This is a genomic window from bacterium, from assembly GCA_028820935.1.
Taxonomy (GTDB): Bacteria; Actinomycetota; Acidimicrobiia; order Spongiisociales; family Spongiisociaceae; genus Spongiisocius.
The window spans coordinates 156,690-175,893 of record JAPPHZ010000029.1; the positions used below are offsets into that span (position 1 = coordinate 156,690).

Genomic DNA, 19,204 nt, shown 5'->3' on the forward strand with positions numbered 1-19,204 from the left:
TCGAACCGGGGCCGCGAAACCTCCGTGTTGCTGGATCATACCCATCGGCTTTGAGGCGCGTCACGCGAAAGCGCGACTAGATGGGTTTAGACCGGCCAGCTCCGCATGTGATAGGCGTCGTCCCAGAACATCCACTCGTAGCGCATGCCGAGGCGCCACTTCTCGAGGAGCCCATCGAGGTCGTCCTGTTCGAGGCCGACGGTAAGCCGGTCGACGGCGGCGCGGAAGTCGTCCATCAGGTCGTGGTGGATCTTGCTGCCGTAGTACTCCATCCAGGACTCGCGGCGCTCTTCGCCGATGTTCCCCGATACCTGCTCGCCGATGAGGTCGTATGTCCAGGGGCAGGCTACGAAACTGGCCAGCCAGTCAATCGTGCGCCCGTCGAGCGCGTTGTACCACATGTGGTACGTGTACCCCCTGCAGGCCGGCGCCATGGGCGGCAGGTTGTCCGGGTCGCCTCCGAAGCTCTTCAGCAGGTCGCCCTGCCGTTCGTCGCTCGGCTCGAGGTTCCAGTCGCGGGTGAGCAGGTCGAAAGTCTCCTTGTCGGGCGCCTTTGCCGCTGCAACCAGCCGGCACCTGTAAACGGCGTCGACATACTGGAGGTTCTGTTCGAAGCAGAAGCGGAGCACCTCGTCCGGGAGAGTCCCCGCTTCGAGTTCAACGAGGAAGGGATGGCTCAAGATGGCGTCCCAAACGTCGCCGGTGTTATCCCAAAACCACTGTGCCCGGCTTGATGCCTGATCACCCATGGGCCTCTCCTCTCGTGTACCCGGTGTGAATCGTAGCTGGTAGGTTGCCACGTTGAGAGTCAGGACGGGAGGGCTCGGATGTCCGTGCTTCCGGGAAGGAGGGCGGTGGTCACCGGAGCCGCGTCGGGCATCGGTGCGGCGACAAGCCGACGGTTCGCCCGCGAGGGAGCCTCCGTTGCTCTGGTGGATCGCAATGTGGATGGCGTGGCTCGTGTAGCCGACGAGATTCGTTCGGCAGGGGCGACCGCTGTTCCCGTTCCAGCTGATCTGGCTGTGGACGCAGATGTGGACCGTGCGATTGAGGAGTCGGTGCGCGGCCTCGGCGGGATCGACATCCTGGTGAACTGTGCCGGGGTGGGTCAGCATCCCAAGCCCATCGAGGAGACAGATGATGCCGAATTCGACCTCATCTTCTCCGTGAATGTTCGGAGCGTGTTCCTCATGATCCGGGCGGCGCTTCCCCATCTGGCGCAGGCGAGCGAGGCGGTCATCGTCAACATCGCGTCGAACATCTCGATCCGGCCCCGTCCCGGATACGCGGCCTACACGGCGAGCAAGGGAGCGGTGGCGTCGCTCACCCGGAGCCTGGCACTCGAGCTCGCCCCAAGGAACATCCGGGTCGTGGCGCTGTGCCCGGCGGCTTCGGATACCCCGATGCTGGTGGAGTTCATGGGCGGTCAGAACACCACCGAGAGCCGGGAGGCGATCGCCGAGGCGATCCCGATGGGGCGCCTGGTGCAACCGGACGAGGTGGCCGCCGTGGCCGCGTGGGCGGCGTCGGAGGATGCCCGGATGGTCACCGGAGAGCTGATCTCCGTGGACGGCGGCCGGGGCCTCTGACGACTAACCCAGTTGCGGCGCGCCGACCGAGTGAGGCGAACAGGCCACCCCCACGGTTGAGAAACCGCCCAGATCCACCGGGGGTCTTAGGGACCGTCCCGATCCTCCGCAGATACCAATCCATCGGGAGCCGCTCACGGCGCAAGCCTGGTTTCTCCATGAGGCCGGGGCGACTCCCAAGCTGCATTCGGCGGATGGTGTCTTCCTGAAGGTCGTGGTCCGTTGGCAGGCGGTGCCGGTGTCAACGACCAACGCCGCCTCGGCATCGATCCCTCCGCGGTCCTCACCGTCCATGCGCGATGGGTTCCCGCGCCTGATGTGCTGGCCGGGCCGGCCGCCCGTGTTCGCCGGCCCGGAGCACGACCTCCGCCGCTACGACTCCCTATCGAACGTGATGACCGAGCGGGCCACGGTTCCGCGGTCGAGGTCGTCCATGGCGATCCCGATGTCCTCGAAGGGTCGGGTCCGTCCGACGAGTTCGTCCAGCTTGAGCATGCCCCGGCGGTAGAGGTCCAGGTACCTGGGAATGTCGGTCCGGGTCCGGGTCGATCCCATGTTCGAGCCCTTCACCGTCTTCTCGTATAGGAAGTCAACGCCCGGCAGTGAGATGTCGACTCCCTCGGGGATCATCCCGATCAGCACGGCCGTACCCCCGGGCCGCAGCGACGCGAACGCATGCTCGGCGGTCGTCTTCTGCCCTATGGCGTCGAACGCATAGTCGACGCCCCCGTGCGTGATCTCCATCAACTCGTCCATCGGGTCACGCGAGATGATCACGTCGGTGGCGCCGAACTTCCGGGCAAAGTCCGCCTTGTCCGGGAACACGTCGATGGCGACGATCCGGCTCGCTCGCGCGACCGCGCTTCCCTGGATCACGTTCAGCCCGACCCCTCCGGCTCCTATCACCGCCACGGTGGCGCCGGGCGGCACGCCGGCGGTGCTAAAGACTGAGCCCAGGCCGGTGATCACCGCACAACCGACAATCGACGCGCTGAGCAAGGGTATGTCCCGATCGACCCTTGTCACGGCGTGTTCGTGGACGAGCATCATCTCCGCGAATGCCCCCACACCCCAGTAGGCATGGATCTCCTCCCCGGACCGCGACAGGCGTGGGCGGCCGCCATCGCGCGTCGTGCCCTCCCGGGCGCAGAGAGCCATCCTGCCGGTCAGGCACCACTCGCAATGTCCGCAGAAGACAATTAGGCAGGCCACGACATGATCCCCCGGAGCCACGTACCTCACGTCCTCACCGACGGCTTCCACGATCCCCGAAGCTTCGTGACCCATCACGGTGGGCAGCGGCGTCGTGTGGTGGCCCACGAGATAGTGGTGATCCGATCGACAGACACCGGCGGCGACGGTCCTGACCAGTACCTCACGCGGAGCCGGGGTGTCGACCGCGACATCTTCAATTTCGAGCCGGCCCGGGATGGACCTGAGAACTGCTGCTTTCACCGATTCGTTCCTTTCGAGCTACGGCGCCCGCTTGCCCGCAGGGGGAGATGCGAGGTGGGCCACCAGGCCGGGGGTGAGAGGGAGGCGGTCGACTATCGGATGGCCGGGGAGGGCGTCGGCGACCGCATTGGCTATGGCCCCCGGCACGGCGATCATCCCCGATTCCCCCATCCCCTTCACGCCCAATACCGTGTTGGGCGAGGGAGACTCGATGTGGCCGATCCGGATGGTCGGCACCTCGGCACAAGTGGGGATCAGATAGTCCATGAGGCTGCTGGTCAGGATCTGCCCGTCGGCGCTGTAGGCCACTGTTTCGTGCAAGGTGTATCCCAGGGCCTGCGCCGCGGCGCCGTGAAGTTGGCCCTCCACGATCAATGGGTTGATCACCCGGCCGCAGTCCTCGACCGCGACCAGGTCGACGACCGTTACGGCGCCGGTCTCCAGATCGAGTTCCACCGTGGCCACCACGCAGCCGTTCGAGTAGGTGGCGCCAGGGTCGTGGAAGCGTTGCGAGCTGAGCAGCGGCTCGGGTTCTACGACGCGCACCGCAGGGTCGAAATAGGCGGCCGCAGCCACGCGCTCCACGGCGATCCCGGCAGACGGGTCACCGGCCACGTGCACGATCCCATCACTGATGTCGAGATCGCGTGCGGACGCCTCCAGCAGATGGCCGGCGATCCGCAACAGCTTGGACCGCACGTCCTCAGATGCGAGCACCACCGCTCCGCCCGTTACGACGGCAGTGCGCGAGGCACGCGTGCCGGCGATGCTTGGTGGGGTGGCGTCGGTGTCGTCACTCCTTACCTCGATGGTCTCCGGGGGGACACCCAGGGCGGCGGACGCCAGCTGGACCAGCGTCGTCTCGTGGCCCTGGCCCTGGGTGGGTGTCCCGACCGCCACGGTCACATGTCCGGTGGAGTCCATCGTGACGCGAGCGGCATCGTGGGAGGCGAAGACCCAGTGGGACTGGGCCGCGCCGGCGCTTCCCCATCCGTTAGGTTCGACGTACGGGCTGATGCCGATCCCGCGCCGGCGCGGGTACATGTCGTTTTCCTGCTGCTGACGGAACGAGTGGTAGCAGGCCATCTCCAGGGCCTCGTGCATGGATTCGAGAAACGATCCGCTGTCATAGACCATGCCCGTGACGTTGGTGTAGGGCGTCTCCTCCGATCGGATCATGTTCAGGCGCCGCAGCTCCGCCCGATCCCGTCCTTCCTCGCGCGCTATGTGATCTATGAGGAGCTCGCGGGCGGTGTGGGAGGCGGTCCATCCCACCCCTCTGTACGGTGAGGCCGGCGCCTTGTTGGTGAGGACGGCCTGGATCTCGCACTCGAAGTGGTCGATCCTGTACAGGCTCGGGACGAGTAGCGCCGACAGGTACGGTTCGATGAGCGCGCTGGCGCTGTTGTGAGAGTAGGCGCCGGCGTCCCCGATGACCTTGGCGCGCATGGCCCGGAACCGGCCGGTCTCGTCGACGCTCATCTCCAGGGAGACGATCTGTTCCTTGGCCTGCGGGGCAGCGACCAGATTCTCCCGCCGGTCCTCGATCCACCTCACGGGGCGCTCGAGCGCCATCGACGCGAGAGCCACCGCAACCTCCTCCGGCGCCGCCGGGATCTTCTGGCCGAAGCCGCCTCCCACGTCGGGGACGATCACCCGCACTCTCGACTCGGGGAGGCCGGTGCTGACGGCCAGGCGACGGCGTAAGAGGTGATGCCCCTGGGTCGAGGACCACACGGTCAGCCGCCCCCGGTCGGCGTCGTAGGAGGCCAGGCAGCCGCGTGTCTCCACGGGAACCGCCGTTGCCCGTCCTCCATGGAACTCGGATCTGTACACCCGGTGGCCGGATGCGGGTTCCTTCGCCGGGTCCCCGAACCTCTTCACCTCGCTGAAGACGACGTTCGAGCCGAGTTCGGGGAAGAGGAGCGGAGCGCCGCTACGGGCTGCGGATCGCGCGTCGGTTACGGCAGGAAGCTCCTCGAAGTCGACGAAGACGAGGTCCGCGCCGTCCTCGGCGGCGTAGCGGTCGTCCGCAACGACGAGGGCGACCGGCTCACCGACGTAGCGGACCCGGTCCCCGGCTAGGGGTGGCTGCGGGGTCTTGGAGAGTCCTTCGATGGCGACGGCATCCACCAGCGGAGCGTGATCCGGGAGCGTGGCCGCCGTCAGCACGGCTCGAACGCCGTCCAGCCCGACCGCTCCCTGCGGATCGACCCCACGCCGGATGGCATGTGCGAACGGCGACCTCACGAAGGCTGCCTCGAGGGTCCCCGGGAGTCGAACATCGGCCAGGTACTCACCCGATCCGGTGAGAAGACGAGGATCCTCTCTGCGGGTAAGCGGCGCGCCGATCAGGGAGGCCATCCGGTCCCGGTGGCCACCCATCATCGGCGTCCCGGGAAGCCGATCACTATGTGGTGCCGGCTGGGCCTGTGCGTCCGCTCCATCCGGAAGGTTGGTGACGGGCGTCGCGGCCGCGCTGGACGCGGCAAGTTAGGTTGCAGGCAGACCATCGCATAAACCCGCGCGGTGGGTAGTCGACCCCGATGGTACAGGGAGACACATGTCCCGGACCCTCATAGCGGGAAGCACCGTGCTGGCGAACGGAGACCTGGGGACCATTACGGGCGGCGTCTACCTCAGGTTTCGTTACCGATTAGCGGGCCAACTGGATATTCTTCAGCACACTCCTAGGTACACTGCGCGACCGACCGTTCATGTGACCCGCCGGCGCTGTCACACCCCGGCTTGTCACAGGCCGCGTCAGAGTGACGAGAGGGGATGACCATGGAGCCGATCCGGTGCGCCCTGGTCGGGCACGGCATGATCGGCAGGGAACACGCTCGGATCATCGCCGCGCATCCGGCGGCGGAGTTGGTCGCCGTCTGCGATACCGACCCCGATGCCGGCGCCACTGTCCCGGAGGGAACCCTCTTCACGACCGATCTGGATACTGCCCTGGGTGTCGAGGGCCTCGAAGCGCTGTGGGTATGCACGCCCCAGCACCTGCACCTGCCTGTCGTCGAGGCCGGTTTGACGCGCGGCCTGCATGTCTTCTGCGAGAAACCGTTCGCGTCCTCGCTGGATGACGCTGATCGCATGATGGAGCTCGATGCATCGACCACCGGCGATCTGGTGATCGGCCATACATTGCGTTTCGACCCGAACTACGTCGCCATACACCAGGCCGTGACGGAAGGGCGGCTGGGTGACATAGTCCATATCTCGGCGCGCTGGAACGCGCCCGACTACGAGGGCAGGATCATCTCGGGCCGTACCACCATTCCCCAGGAAATGGCCATCCACGATCTCGATGTGATGCGCTGGATGGTCGGGGACATCGAACACGTCTACGCAGAGGCTGCCGCACACGCGGTGGTGGGACCGGGGCCGGATGCGGCGGTCGGCACCGTGCGGTTCCGGTCCGGCGCGGTCGGTGCCCTGGATCACAACTGGATTCTTCCCTTCGAATCCGGGCTGCGCTCTGACCACCGGTTGGCCGTCTTCGGAACCCGCGGGAGCGCGTATATCGAGACCCGCGACTCACCGGCGGTCGTCTTCAGCCTGGACGGTCTACAGCATGTTCATTCGGGCTACTACTCCTACCCGAACGACGTACCGTTCGGCGCCCTTCCCTCGGAGGACGCTTTCTTCCTCGGCCGGGTGCGCGACGGTCGGGACTGGCCCCTCACGCTGCACGACGCCCGGGCCGCTCTCGTGGCGGCCCTGGCGATGGACCGGTCGATAGCAGAGGGGCGCGTAGTCTCGATTGCCGAGGTCGGTGGCTGACAACCGACGGGGTGACGGCATCGCGTAGCCGGTAGCAGGCCTTCTCGGAGGGTGCGCGGATAGGTCCTCACCAGGGATACCTCCGGATCAAGCCAGCTGGCGGGAACGCCTCACGGTATGGGGTTCCTTTGCCCGGAACCGGTACCATCCGGTCATGCCCGACGAACTCGCCGGGGTCTTTCCCGTTTTCCAGACCCCCTTCCTGGACGACGACACGATCGATTGGGATTGCCTCGGAAACGAGATCCGCTGGATGCACGATCACGGCGTGGACGGCATCGTCATGGCCATGGTGTCCGAAACACTGAGGCTGTCCGGGAAGGAACGGCGGGACCTCGCGGAGGCGGCGGGCGAGATCGGCCTGGCGTACGGGCCGGTCATCGTCAGCGTCGGAGCGGAGAGCACGAATGTGGCTGTCGACTACGCGCTCCATGCCGAGCGTTCCGGGGCTTCCGCCCTCATGGCCATCCCACCAACGACCGTTCCAAGCCTCGACGACGAACTCGCCGTCTACTACGGCGCGCTGCTGGATGCCACCGCCGCGCCGGTCGTGATCCAGGATGCCAGTGGTTACGTGGGCGCGCCGATGTCGATCGGCCTGCAGGCCCAACTTCTCCATGAATACCCGGGACGGGTCCTGTTCAAGCCGGAGGCAGAACCGATCGGCCCGCGGCTGACCGAACTGCAGGAGGCCACCGGGGGAGCGGCCCGCGTGTTCGAGGGTTCCGGAGGGATCGCACTGGTGGATAGCTACCGCCGGGGCGTCGTCAGGACCATGCCGGGAGCCGAGGTCTGCTGGGCTCTGGTCGCCCTGTGGGATGCGCTCGCGCGTGACGATCGGCCGCGGATCGACGCGATCAACGGACCGCTCACGGCCCTGATCTCCTTGCAGACCGGGCTGGACGGCTTCATCGCCGTCGAGAAGCACCTGCTGGTCCGGCAAGGTGTTTTCAGGAGCGCCCGGGTCCGCCGGCCGGTGGGCTACCGGCTCGACCCGGAAACCCGGCTCGAGGTGGACCGTCGCTTCGACCTGCTTCGTGAAGCGGTCGGCGGCCCGCTCTTGTAACGACGCTCCCATGGGTTCACGCCGGTACCAACCGACGGAGCAGACGCTGGTCACGGACGCGGTTCACGATCGCGATCGAAGCCGGGAGAACCAAATGCAGATAATTGACCTGGTGGTGGATATCGTCGAGTGGGACGTGGCGACCATCCCGGTAGTCGACGAACGTGGTTACATCGGCGGCCGGCTCCGCTACGGGGTAGTTCGCGTACGGACCGACCCGGACCTCGGTGCCACCGGGCTGATCGGCCCGCTCGACGGTGAACTTGCACCGTGCCTGGCGCAACTAACCGACGTGATCAAGCCCCGGCTGGTGGGTCGCCGACTCACCGAACCGGACCAGATCTGGACCCGATTGGACCGATGGGCAGGGCACGGGTTCCCCCTCCAACCTGCGATGGCGGCCGTCGACATCGCTCTCTGGGATGCTGTCGCCAGAGCGAGGGGCCTACCTCTCTTCGCACTGCTGGGAGGGCACAGCCGGGAGATTCCCGCGGTGGCCACCTCTCCTCCAGTGCACGCGCGGCCGGAGTTGGTGGTCGAGCAGGTCCTCGAGGCTGTCGAGAGGGGTTTCCGGGCCTACAAGATCCATCCCGGCGCGGTGCCCGAGTCCGACGCCATCCGGCTGGCCGGCATGGCGCGTGAAGCGGTCGGGTCGACCGTCGCCTTGGTGTTCGACCCCAACAATTCCTACGACCTGACCAAGGCTCTGGCCGTCGGCATGGCGCTCGACGAGGCCGGATTCGCGTGGTACGAGGACCCGGTTGCGCCGGACGACTGGACCGGCATCCTACGGCTGGCCGATGCGCTCCGGACGCCCCTCGCGATGAGCGATGCGATCGGGTTCCTCGCTCACCAAGCCCGCCTGGCCTTACGGTTGGGAGCGCCCCAGATCGTCCGGGTGAGTGCCCGCAAACTGGGCGTCACCGGGTTGAAGGAGCTCTGTGACGAACTCTCGGCGGCCGGGATGCCGTTCGAGATCGGGTTCGGGGGCAACCCGCTGGCCAACGCGGCCAACCTGCACGTCGCTTCCAGCGTTGCGGGGCGCACCTACTATGAACACATGCTCCCGGCCGGGTACCACGAGACAGGCGTGTTATCGCCGGTCCAGGTGAACAACGGCGCCGCCCTAGCCTCGCCGCGGCCCGGGCTTGGTGTCGAGCTGGATCCGGACCTGGTCGCCCGGCACACGATCACGAGGCTCGGCTGAGAGGCTGGTCGAGAAGGAGGGCACGGAATGAGAGCCGGCGTGCTGGTCCCGCAGGGGTGGTTGGGCGAGTACTCGGGGTGGGCGACGCCGAGAGCCTTCCGGCGAGCCATCGAGGTGGCAACCCGGGCCGAGGAACTGGGATTCGAATCGGTCTGGGTCAACGATCATCTCACGCCCGAGGAACCCCTCCGCCAAGCTTCGCTCCTCGAGTCCTTCGTACTGCTCGCCGGTGTGGCATCCGCCACGAGGACCATCCGGATGGGCCACCTGGTCCTCTGCGCCGGGTATCGCAATCCGGGCATGATGCTGAAGATGATCACCACCCTGGACGCCGCCAGCGGGGGCCGGGTGGACCTCGGGCTTGGCGCCGGTTGGAAACGCGAAGATTGGGTCGACTACGGCTACGGGGATCCGGGCGTCCGGGCCCGTCTGCGGATTCTCGAAAGTCATCTGGAGATGGCGGTGGCGCTCCGCGGGCCTCCGCCCGGCGAGGAGCCCGCTCGCGGCCTTGTTCGGTCCAATCCGGCTCCGGCGCAGGAGGCAATACCGATCATCGTGGGGGGCAACGGAACCGAGGTCACATGGAGGCTGGCGGCCAGGTACGCCGACGAGCTGAACGTCGACGGGCTGCTGCCTCATGAGCTGGAGCCCCTGCTCCCGGTGGTCCGATCGAGATGCGAGGAGGTCGGGCGTGACCCCGACTCGCTGCGAGTTTCGGCTCATTACTGGTACGGGAACGCCGCACCACCCGGGCCGGAGCGTGTCGAGCACCTGGCCGCCTACCGGGCTCTGGGTGTCCACCGCGTGATGACCCTTCCCCTGGGCGCGGCGCTCGCCGACGAGCCCTTGGAGGCGTACGCCGACGACGCACGGTCGGCGGGCGTCGAGTTGGGCTGAGCACGTCGGCACCGCCGTCGGGCTATGCGGGAACGATCCCCAGTGATCGCGGCATCTCGAGCCGCAGGGTCATTTCCATGGCCCCGAAGGCTTGGCCGATCCGGAGGTTCCCTGCCACCGAGATCAGGGCGATGGCGTCCCCCGGCTCCAATCCCAGTTGCGTCTCCAGTACTTGCAGCATCTCTTCGACCGCTTCTTCGCGGGCACGCTCGAACTCGAGATGCGCGGTCATGACCATCACGGCGTCCTCGGTCACAGCCCAGGGCCATCGGAGCAGGGCTCCCTTCCAGAGGTCAACCTTCACGGTCACCTCAGCCGGGATCTCCACACCGACGCCGGACAACTCCCCGTCGCCCTGAGTGGCGTGGACGTCGCCCAGATAGAGCAGGGCGCTCTTCGAGAAGACCGGAAGCATGACGGTGGTTCCCTCGGCGATCACCGGGTGGTCGAGATTGCCGCCGTGCCGTCCTGGAATCCCGGCCTGGGGAGCGTCGCCCGGGACGGCGGTGCCGATGCAGCCAACCATCGGTTCCACCGGTAGGAGCACGCCGTCCGAATACCGGATGGCACCTTCCTCGATCGCGCATACCCGGCCCACCGGACGCGGAACGCGACCCTCGGGGAACGGTCCGACATGGGCGTGGCCGCCGCACCAACCGGGGGAGAGGCACTCGATGCGATCGATACGGACCACGAGGGCGTCGCCCGGCTCGGCTCCGCGCACCGCGAGCGGCCCGGTCAGGGGGTTGCCGCGGCCGGGAGTCGGCCGGGGTAACTCGAAGGGGATGCCCGGCGGGCGGTCGAGCAAGGCGCCCGCCCTGGCGTCCCAGGTCTCGAAGATCACTGTCTCGCCGGGCGGGACATCGAGCCGCGGGGGATCGGCGACCTCGTAGTAGTAGGAGACGATGTCGCGGGTGATGCGCCGCATGGAGCCTGCTACGTGGTCGGGGCTTCGACGGGATCCCGGTCGCTGAGGGGGAACGCCGCGTCTACTCCCCAGGTCACCGCTACTTCCAGGCCGGGCGTGATAAGGGTCGCCTCCTCGTTGCTCACCCTCTGGCTGACAACCCGCCCGAGCATTCCCGTGTCGACGAGGTACTGGGTGAACGGTCCCATGTAGATGACGTCCTGAACCCGGCCGAGGAGTCTGTTGCCGAGTTGACTGGAGTCGGCTTCCTCGGCACGAGGGGTTACGAGTATCCGCTCCGGTCGGACCGCTATCCGGAGGGTGTCTCCCGCCCTGCAGGAGTGACCGGCCATCACGACGATCCGGTCGCCGTCGCCGTTCTCCGCCACCGCCAGGTCACCATCCGTGCGGGTCACGGTGACGGCGAAGTCGTTGAGCGTACCCACGAAGTCCGCCACGAACTCGTTCCTGGGTTGTTCGTAGATGGAGCGCGGCGCCCCGATCTGCAAGAGGCGTCCGTGGTCCATGATCCCTACCCGATCCGACATCAGCAGCGCCTCCTCCTGATCGTGGGTCACGTAGACGAACGTGGTCCCGAGCGAGTGCTGGATCGACTTCAGTTCGAGCTGCATTCGCTTGCGGAGCTTGACGTCCAGAGCGCTGAGCGGTTCGTCGAGAAGCAGCACTGCCGGCCGGTTGATGAGGGCCCGGGCGAGGGCTACGCGCTGCTGCTGGCCTCCCGACAACTGGTCCGCCGCCCTGGCGCCGAGACCCCCGACCCCGACCACCTCGAGCATCTCGTTCACCCGCTGCTCGATCTCGTTCCTGGGTACCTTCTTCAGCTTGAGGCCGTATGCCACGTTGTTGAACACCGTCATGTGCGGGAACAACTCGTAGTTCTGGAAGACCATGTTGGTGGCCCGCTTGTTGGGTTGCACCAGCGTCACGTCCTCGCCCCGGAGGTATACAGACCCGTCGTCGGGCGTCTCGAAGCCGGCCAGCATCCTCAACAGCGTGGTCTTCCCACAGCCACTGGGCCCTAGGAGGGAGAAGAACTCGCCCTCCTCCACAGCCAGCGTCACGTTGTCGACTGCCACGACGCTGCCGAAGCGCTTGGTGACACCTTCCAAGAGGATGGCGGGCTGGAAGTGTTGTCCGGAACCGTCGGTCATCGTTCGCCAATCGTGGTTCTGCTGGCGGCCATGAAGGCCAGACTCGTCGTAAGTATCAGCATCACTGTACCGATAGCGTTCAGCGTCGGGTCGATGCCTTTCAGCACCCTTCCGTACATCACGAGCGGCAACGTCTTGTCCTGCCCGGCTGTGAAGAAGGCGATCACGAAGTCATCCACCGAGATCGCCGCCGCCAGGAGCATGGCGCCTATGACGGCCGGCAGGATCAGGGGGAGCGTGACGGTACGGAACGCGTACCAGCGTGTGGCCCCGAGGTCCTGGGCCGCTTCCAGAAGGCCGAACCGGAAGCGTTCGAGAGAGGCGCCGATGATCAGGAATACGAACGGCAGCGCGATGAGAGCATGGCCGAGGTTGGCGCTCCAGATGGAACGCCCCACGCCGATTTGCCTGTAGAAGACCGCCAGCCCGATCGCGTAGAGCAGTCCCGGGATGGCGAGCGGGCCCAGGGCCGTGGTGAGGAAAACGGTCCTCCAGCGGGCCGCCACCTTCAGTATTCCCAGGGCGGCGAGGAGTCCGAGCACTCCGGTGATGCCGGCGGTCACCACCGCCGCCTGGACGCTGCGTCGGAAAGCCCTCAATACCAGGGTGTCGGTGAAGATCTCCTGGTACCAGCGGATCGAGATTCCGGCGAATGGGAAGCTCAGGCGGGGAGATGAGTTGAAGGAGAACGCGACCATGACCACCAGCGGCGAGAACAGGAAGACGAACACCAGCACCATGAAGGCGGCCGATCCCAGAGGACGCCGCCGCAAGCGCACCAACGTCCGGCGCCAATCCGGCGCGGTCATCGCGTGAGCCGCTTCATCAGCGAGATGATGATGTAGGCGAACACGCCCATCGCCACCATCAAGGTCATGGCCAGGGCCGCTCCCTGCGGCCATTCCAGGCTCTGGCCGAAGTAGAACTCGATCCGGTTACCTATCAGCAGGTCCTTGGTCCCGCCGAGAAGCCGCGGCGTCACCCATTCACCCAGTGTTGCTATGAAAACGAACGCAGTGGCCGCCCGCACCCCCCGCATCGACAGCGGCAGGACGATCTGGCGGGCCGCCCGGATTCTCGAAGCGCCCAGGTCCCGAGCCGCCTCGATCACGTGCGGTGACACGTTCTGCATCGCCGCATAGATCGGGAGCACACCCAGGGGAATCAGGAAGTTCACGAGCGAGGCCCCCACCGCGAACATGCTGTTCAGGAGGTAGCGGATCGGCTCCTCGATGATGCCCATCCCGATGAGGGTCTGATTGATGACGCCCTGGCGGCCCAGGATGCTCCGCCAGGCGTAGATGCGAACGATGTAGCCGCCGAAGAGGCTTACAAGGATCAGAAAGTAGAGGAGCTGTCGCTTCGCCCGGAAGACGAAGTTGAGGACGTAGGCACACGGGAAGCTGACGAGGAGAACGATGACCGTCAGGATGCCCGCCACCTGGATGGTCCGCAGTCCGAGCCGGGCGTGGATGGAGGTTGTCAGGACTTCGGCGTAGTTCGACAGCACGAAAGCGGGCACCGGATCGAAGTCGACCAGCCGGAAGAAGCTCATGGCCAGCAGGCCGGCCAGGGGAACGAGGAACAGCAGCGCGAAGTACGCTGACCCCGGGAACAGCTGCAACCAGGCGGCCACTCTCCGGCGGCGATCGATCGCGACGAGGACCTCGCCGGATGTTCCCCGTCGGGAACGCTTCCTGCGAGGTCCTCGCCTCGTGACGCTCTCCGTCATCCTTTGCCGCTGGGCGATGCCGTCAGGCGCTGACCCTTATGCCTCGGCCTTGATCTCCTCCCAGGCGTCAAGCCAGTCGGAGATCGAGGTGATTCCCTCGGGCGCCTCGTCATCTTCCGGTGGCTGAGCATTGCGGAAGGAGACGGCCGAAGTATCGGTGCGGACCAGGTCGTAGTCGTATATCTGAGCGCCCGGACCGGCTATCTCCGCCGAGTTGGAATTGACCACGCCGGACACCAGGTTCTCGCCCACTTGGGCGTTGATCTCGTCCGAGATCATCAGGTCGATGTACTCGTAGGCGCAGTCCACGTCGTCGGCCGTGACCGGGATGGCGAGTCCGTCCCACCAGCCGCCGCCGCCCGACTCCTCGAAGAAGGCGAAGTCCAGGGTTTCGCCCTGCTCCTCTGCCCAGGTGAGCATGGCCTCCCAGCCGTTGACGTTCAGGTCCGAGTCACCCGCCACCATGATGTCGGTAGCGTCCCGGTAGCCGTTGGCGAACGCCGATGCGTTGCGGAGGATCTGCAGTGCCTGATCCTTCACCACCTCGAGTTGATCGGCGTTTATGTTGGTGCGGTCGCCCACGCCGTCATCGAACCCGTTCGCAATCGCCAGCATCGAGAAGACGAGAGTCGGCGAGTCGAAGATGGTGAAGCGGCCCTCCCACTCCGGCTCCATGAGCTCGGTGATGGACTTGGGGGGGTTGGCCACCCGTCCGGGATGGTAGATGTAGGGCCCGTCACCCCAGGCGATCGGCACGCCATACACCTGCCCGTCGGCACCCCTCAGCGAGGAGTTCTCCCTGAGACCCGGGAACATCTTGTCCCAGTTCTCCAGCCTCGAAGTGTCGATCGGCTGGAAGAGGCCTGCCTCGATGTGCCGGGGACCGACGTGGTAGGCGATCGTGGCTAGGTCGTATACGTCACCCACCTTGATGGCCGCGACGAACTGGGGCCAGCTACCCGGCCAGTTGGTTTCCAGAGCGACGCCGTTCTCGTCGCGCCAGGCCTGAAGTTCCGTTTCGCCCGCTTCGCCGTCGAGACCGATGAAGCTCAGGGTTGCGCCCTCACAAGCGCTCATGGCCTCGGCCATTGCTTCCGTGGTCGTGGGTGCCGCGGTCGTGGGCGCGGCCGTGGTGGCAGCCGCGGTCGTCGCTGCAGGCTCGTCCTCGCCGCAGGCCGCCACCATAAGGGCGAGCGCCGCGAGCGTGACCAAAACGCGTCCTCGAATAGTCATCGAGTCCTCCTCCGTGAAGGGTTCCGTCTCCACATGGTCAACTCCGTTGCGTTCTGCGCAACGGTCTTGCGTTGCTGATTCTGGTGCCCCCCTCTCGAACGTGTCAAGTGGTTACGCAGGTCGCCGCGGCGGGGTTTTCCCCGGCGATTCCATCGGTTACTGTTCTGGATTCGTTGTCGGGGAGGAACAGTGGTCTTGATGGAGACGGTGGCGCGCGCTGTCCGTACGGTCGAGTTCGTGGCCCGGGAAGGCAGCGTGAGGCTCGACGACGTGGCATCGGAAATCGGCGTCCACAAGTCCAACGCCCTGCGGCTGCTGAACACCCTGTGCGAGCTTGACTGGATCGTGCTCGACGACCGGCGGTCGTACACGGTCAGTCCCCATCTCGTTGCACTCGGGCAGGCCGCCGCGGCGGGCACGTCGTTCCGGCAGGCGCTCCAGCTTGCCGAGACACTCCGTGACCTGTCGGGGGAGACGGTGCATGTCGCGGTACCGCATCGCCGTCGAATGCTCATCGTCGGACGCGTGGACAGCCGCGACCCGCTGCGCGTTTCCTGCCAGTTGGGAACCCAGGACGCCCTGCATACCTCGGCGCTCGGTAAGGCCTACCTAGCGGTCCTTTCCGAGCCTGAGGCGGAATCCTTGATAACCGACCTCGATCTGGTGGGTCTGACGCCGTTCTCCATCACGTCCCGCAGCACCCTGGCGGCCGAGGTGCGCCGCACTCGGGACCGCGGATACAGCCTTGATTTCGAGGAGGGCCGGCTGGGCGTCTGCTGCATGGGCTTCGCCCTCCGTCTCGGGAGCAACCTGGACCCGGTAGCCATCTCGATCACCGGGCCGTCCGATCGCTGGACCAAGGACAGGATGAGCGGGCTGGCGCCACGACTGCTCGAACATGTCCGGGCGTTCAAAGCGGTCCCGCTCGCCGGGAGCGCCCCGGGTCAGACCGCGCCGTCCGGGATCCGGTAAGCGTCCAGAGCCCCCCGGTCGAGCCGCACGCCGAGGCCGGCGCCCGGCGGGACCGTGGCTGATCGCCACCCCACGAAACGGGCGTTCTCGACCATGGTCGCCTCGAAGTAGAGGGGCCCGATCAGGTCGCTCGGCACCGTCGGGCTCAGATACTTCGTGGCTGCCGCCGTATGGGCCATCGCCGCCGCGCCGACGCCGAGTTCGAGGTTCGAGCCGAACGACACGGCCAGCCCGACGGCACGGGCCAGACCGGCCATCCTGATAGTCCGCCTCAGCCCACCGCACTTACCTGGGTAGAGGTTGACGGTATCGAAGGAGCGGTGACGGGCCGCCTCGACCACATCTGCGGCGGTCCAGATCGACTCGTCACCCATGACCGCCATCGACGTCGACCGGAGGAGGGTGGCCGATGCTGCGGCTGACATCCTCGGGAGCGGCTGCTCGACCGCAACCACGCCGAGTGCCGCCAACCCCTCGAACGCGGTTGCCGCCTCCTCGGGGTTCCATCCCTCGTTGGCGTCGACGGTGATCTGGACATCCGGTCCGGCGGCGCTGCGGACCGTGGCCACCCGGGCAATGTCCTCTTCAACCCCGAGCCCCACCTTCACCTTCAGCGTGGTGGCTCCCAGGCCGGCGGCGTCGGCCGCCATGGCCCCCACGGTCTCGACGTCCCGCGCCGGGAGCACCAGCTTGGTGGTGATCCCCGTGCGGTAAGCGCCCCCCAGGAAGGCATGGGCGGGTATTCCGAAGTGGCGTCCGGCCACATCCAGGCAGGCCATCTCGACAGCCGCCCGGAGAAATGGCCGGTTGCTGACCACCCCGTCGATCCGGGCGGATACGTCGGCCCACTGGAGGGGATCGGCGCCGAGGAGGGCCTCTCCCAGAGGACCTCTCAGCAACCTGGAGGTCTCCAGCGCTTCCTCCCCGTTCCATCGTGGGTCGCAGGTGATCTCGCCGAGTCCCGTCCTTCCCGGACTGCACTCGATCTCGAGCACGACATAGCGGCTCGCCTTCACCGATCCGTGCGCGGTCCTGGGCAGGAAGCGGGCCAGCCGGGGAACCTCGACGGGCGTGGCTGTGATCCCGGTTATGCGCAAGAAACCAGCTGTCCGATCCGCTCCGGCGGGCTCAACCGGTGTCTTTGTAACGTTCCAGGGCGTCCCGATCCAGGCGCACACCCAGCCCGGGGCCTTCAGGTGCCACAGCGACGCCCGCTCTCACGTCGAGAGGCTCGGCAATCACATCACCCTCGTAATAGAAGGGGCTGAGGATGTCCGCCGGTACGCGCCGGTCGAATCCGGGGGTCGAGGCTGCGATGTGGATGTGGGCCGCCAGCGCTATGCCGAGTTCCAGGTTGGATCCGATGGTCCACCCGAGACCGAATGACGTGGCCACGGCCGCCACCCGCCTGGCGGCGGCTATCCCGCCGGCCATACCGACATAAACGGACAGGATGTCGCATGACTCGTTCAGCGCGAGCAGCGCCGCGTCCTCCGGTGTACCGGCGGACTCGTCGGCGACCACCGGCATCCTGACCTGCCGCCTTACCTCGGCCATGCCTGCCAGGTCCCGCGCCGGTACCGGCTGTTCCATGAACGAGACGCCCAGCGGGGCGATCTGACCGCCGGCCTGGATGGCCTCGCCGCGGTTCCACCCCCCGTTCGCGTCCACACCCAGTACCACGTCGTCACCGATCGCCGCCCGCACCGCCGCCACCCGGGCCACGTCAGCTCCGACACCGCCCCGCCCGACCTTGACCTTCATGGCCGTGAAGCCCTGCTCCACCGCCCAGGAGGCGACCTCGGCCGCGTGGTCCGGCTCTCGACCGGTCACCGAGAACTTGGTCGGAATCCGGGGCATGACCGGCCCGCCCAGCAACCGATGGACGGGTAGCCCTGCCGCCTTGCCGGCAATGTCCCACAGCGCCATCTCGACCCCGGCTTTGGTGAAGTGATGGCCCGCTATGGCGCCGTCGATCACCGGGTGGAGCGCCTCTGGCGACCGGGGATCGAGGCCGGTGACCGCCGGTCCTATATATGTCTCGATCACGTGCCGGGCGGTTGACGAGTCCTCGCCGCTCCAGACCGGGGTGCAGGACACTTCTCCCAGCCCCACCAGGCCCTCGTCGGTCTCCACCTCGAGGATAAGGAAAGGCGAACGCTGGTGAGTCCCGCTGGCGCCGGCGATTATCCGCTCCTCGACCATAGGCACGGCCACCGCCGTGGAACGTATCCGCTCGATTCTCATACAACGGCCTCCTGGTTCGACTCGTCCTCGAGCCCCAGCACCTGTAGCGCCGGGCGCCGGATGATCCCTTCGATGACCTCCTGAGGGATCGGTGGCCAGCCTGTTCCCGCCGAATCGTTGACCGCACGCAACGCCTCGGCGGTGCCGGACGGCGTGGCGAAAGGGAAGTCGCTTCCGAATAGGAGCTTGCCGGTGACCCGGTACTCCATCGCGGACCGCAACGCCATATACAGTTGGAAGGGCCTGGTGTGCAGGGCGGAGATATCAGCGTACAGGTTGGGGTGCTTGCGGATCACCGCCATCGTCTCCTCGCACCACGGGTGGCCGAGATGGGCGATGAACAGCCGCAGATCCGGACAGGCGCGGGCAACATCGTCTATCAGGAAAGGTCTGGCCCAACGCAGCGGCGCATCCGAGACGAAGGTGGTGCCCTGGTGGCACAGCACCGGCAGTTCGAGCTTCTCGGCGTGACGGAACAGGGCTATGGCTTGGGGGGAGGTGGGATCGAAGTGCTGGTATATGGGTCCCACCTTGAGACCTCTGAGACCCAGTTCCGAGACCGCGAAGGTCAACCGGTCCAAGGCGTCGGGCCGGTTGGGATCGACGCTTGCGAACCCGATCAGCTTGCCCGGCTGGGACGCCACGTACTCGCTGACGTACCGATCGGGCACCACCATCCCCACCGCCGGGGCATCCATCGCCACCACTATCGCCCGGTCGACGTGTTCCATGGCCACCCGGTGCGCATCCAGGTCGTCCTGCGGCCAATTCATCTCGCCCCAGGCCCGGACCATCTCAGCCACGAATCTGGGGCTGAAGTGATCGCGGGAACCGACGTGGGTATGGGCGTCGACGATCATGTTGGGCGGACCTCAGGCAAGCGCGCCACGCCGTGCGGTCACGTATCTGCTCGGAGGGTGCTGAAAAAGGCGGGGATG

General features: G+C 66.6%; 17 protein-coding genes. 6 read left to right on the forward strand and 11 right to left on the reverse strand.

Translation table 11 applies throughout. From position 1 onward, the window contains the following. Window positions 1–86: 86 nt before the first annotated feature. Window positions 87–749, reverse strand: a complete 663-nt coding sequence (locus OXM57_06840; GenBank protein ID MDE0352391.1) for a hypothetical protein — start codon at window positions 747–749, stop codon at window positions 87–89. 78 nt (window positions 750–827) lie between these two features. On the opposite strand from OXM57_06840, the gene OXM57_06845 reads away from it, so the two are divergent. Next, window positions 828–1,589, forward strand: a complete 762-nt coding sequence (locus tag OXM57_06845; protein MDE0352392.1) for a glucose 1-dehydrogenase — start codon at window positions 828–830, stop codon at window positions 1,587–1,589. Window positions 1,590–1,961: 372 nt separating this feature from the next. Here OXM57_06845 and OXM57_06850 read toward each other — a convergent pair whose 3' ends face one another. Together OXM57_06850 and OXM57_06855 are read right to left on the reverse strand one after the other, a co-directional pair. Then, on the reverse strand, window positions 1,962–3,044 hold the full coding sequence (locus OXM57_06850; protein MDE0352393.1) for a Zn-dependent alcohol dehydrogenase: 1,083 nt from the start codon (window positions 3,042–3,044) through the stop codon (window positions 1,962–1,964). Window positions 3,045–3,062: 18 nt separating this feature from the next. After that, window positions 3,063–5,408 carry a xanthine dehydrogenase family protein molybdopterin-binding subunit gene (locus OXM57_06855; GenBank protein MDE0352394.1) on the reverse strand — a complete coding sequence of 782 codons (2,346 nt, stop codon included), beginning with the start codon at window positions 5,406–5,408 and terminating at the stop codon, window positions 3,063–3,065. 417 nt (window positions 5,409–5,825) lie between these two features. Here OXM57_06855 and OXM57_06860 point away from each other — a divergent pair, with 417 nt between their 5' ends. The 4 genes from OXM57_06860 (at window position 5,826) to OXM57_06875 (ending at window position 10,003) form a co-directional block, all read left to right on the forward strand. Continuing rightward, on the forward strand, window positions 5,826–6,833 hold the full coding sequence (locus OXM57_06860) for a Gfo/Idh/MocA family oxidoreductase (GenBank protein MDE0352395.1): 1,008 nt from the start codon (window positions 5,826–5,828) through the stop codon (window positions 6,831–6,833). Window positions 6,834–6,987: 154 nt separating this feature from the next. Then, on the forward strand, window positions 6,988–7,899 hold the full coding sequence (locus OXM57_06865) for a dihydrodipicolinate synthase family protein (protein MDE0352396.1): 912 nt from the start codon (window positions 6,988–6,990) through the stop codon (window positions 7,897–7,899). 94 nt (window positions 7,900–7,993) lie between these two features. Continuing rightward, window positions 7,994–9,106 (forward strand): mandelate racemase/muconate lactonizing enzyme family protein, encoded by a 1,113-nt coding sequence (locus OXM57_06870; GenBank protein ID MDE0352397.1) that lies wholly within the window; start codon window positions 7,994–7,996, stop codon window positions 9,104–9,106. A 27-nt stretch (window positions 9,107–9,133) separates the two neighbouring features. After that, a complete protein-coding gene (locus OXM57_06875; protein ID MDE0352398.1) occupies window positions 9,134–10,003 on the forward strand; it encodes an LLM class flavin-dependent oxidoreductase in 870 nt (289 codons plus the stop codon). Between the two features lie 22 nt (window positions 10,004–10,025). Here OXM57_06875 and OXM57_06880 read toward each other — a convergent pair whose 3' ends face one another. From OXM57_06880 to OXM57_06900, 5 genes are read right to left on the reverse strand one after another with little or no spacing between them, the layout of a single operon-like run. Next, entirely contained in the window at window positions 10,026–10,931 is a 906-nt protein-coding gene (locus OXM57_06880) for an acetamidase/formamidase family protein (GenBank protein ID MDE0352399.1), read from the reverse strand. An 8-nt stretch (window positions 10,932–10,939) separates the two neighbouring features. Next, window positions 10,940–12,082, reverse strand: coding sequence for an ABC transporter ATP-binding protein (locus OXM57_06885; protein MDE0352400.1), 1,143 nt, complete (start codon window positions 12,080–12,082; stop codon window positions 10,940–10,942). Then, window positions 12,079–12,891 (reverse strand): ABC transporter permease, encoded by an 813-nt coding sequence (locus OXM57_06890; protein ID MDE0352401.1) that lies wholly within the window; start codon window positions 12,889–12,891, stop codon window positions 12,079–12,081. Before OXM57_06890 ends, OXM57_06885 begins: the two co-directional genes overlap by 4 nt. Beyond that, window positions 12,888–13,814 carry an ABC transporter permease gene (locus OXM57_06895; protein ID MDE0352402.1) on the reverse strand — a complete coding sequence of 309 codons (927 nt, stop codon included), beginning with the start codon at window positions 13,812–13,814 and terminating at the stop codon, window positions 12,888–12,890. The genes OXM57_06890 and OXM57_06895 overlap by 4 nt, the downstream gene beginning before the upstream one ends. 36 nt (window positions 13,815–13,850) lie before the next feature. Then, window positions 13,851–15,047, reverse strand: a complete 1,197-nt coding sequence (locus OXM57_06900; protein ID MDE0352403.1) for an extracellular solute-binding protein — start codon at window positions 15,045–15,047, stop codon at window positions 13,851–13,853. Between the two features lie 198 nt (window positions 15,048–15,245). On the opposite strand from OXM57_06900, the gene OXM57_06905 reads away from it, so the two are divergent. Next, window positions 15,246–16,019 carry an IclR family transcriptional regulator gene (locus tag OXM57_06905; protein ID MDE0352404.1) on the forward strand — a complete coding sequence of 258 codons (774 nt, stop codon included), beginning with the start codon at window positions 15,246–15,248 and terminating at the stop codon, window positions 16,017–16,019. On the opposite strand, the gene OXM57_06910 is transcribed toward OXM57_06905, so the two are convergent. Genes OXM57_06910 through OXM57_06920 form a run of 3 tightly spaced genes read right to left on the reverse strand, consistent with a single transcriptional unit; the run spans window position 15,992 to window position 19,126 of the window. Next, window positions 15,992–17,116 (reverse strand): mandelate racemase/muconate lactonizing protein, encoded by a 1,125-nt coding sequence (locus OXM57_06910; protein MDE0352405.1) that lies wholly within the window; start codon window positions 17,114–17,116, stop codon window positions 15,992–15,994. The genes OXM57_06905 and OXM57_06910 overlap by 28 nt on opposite strands. A gap of 31 nt (window positions 17,117–17,147) precedes the next feature. Further along, window positions 17,148–18,266 (reverse strand): hypothetical protein, encoded by a 1,119-nt coding sequence (locus tag OXM57_06915; GenBank protein ID MDE0352406.1) that lies wholly within the window; start codon window positions 18,264–18,266, stop codon window positions 17,148–17,150. Continuing rightward, window positions 18,263–19,126, reverse strand: coding sequence for an amidohydrolase family protein (locus OXM57_06920; GenBank protein ID MDE0352407.1), 864 nt, complete (start codon window positions 19,124–19,126; stop codon window positions 18,263–18,265). Before OXM57_06920 ends, OXM57_06915 begins: the two co-directional genes overlap by 4 nt. Between the last annotated feature and the right edge of the window lie 78 nt (window positions 19,127–19,204).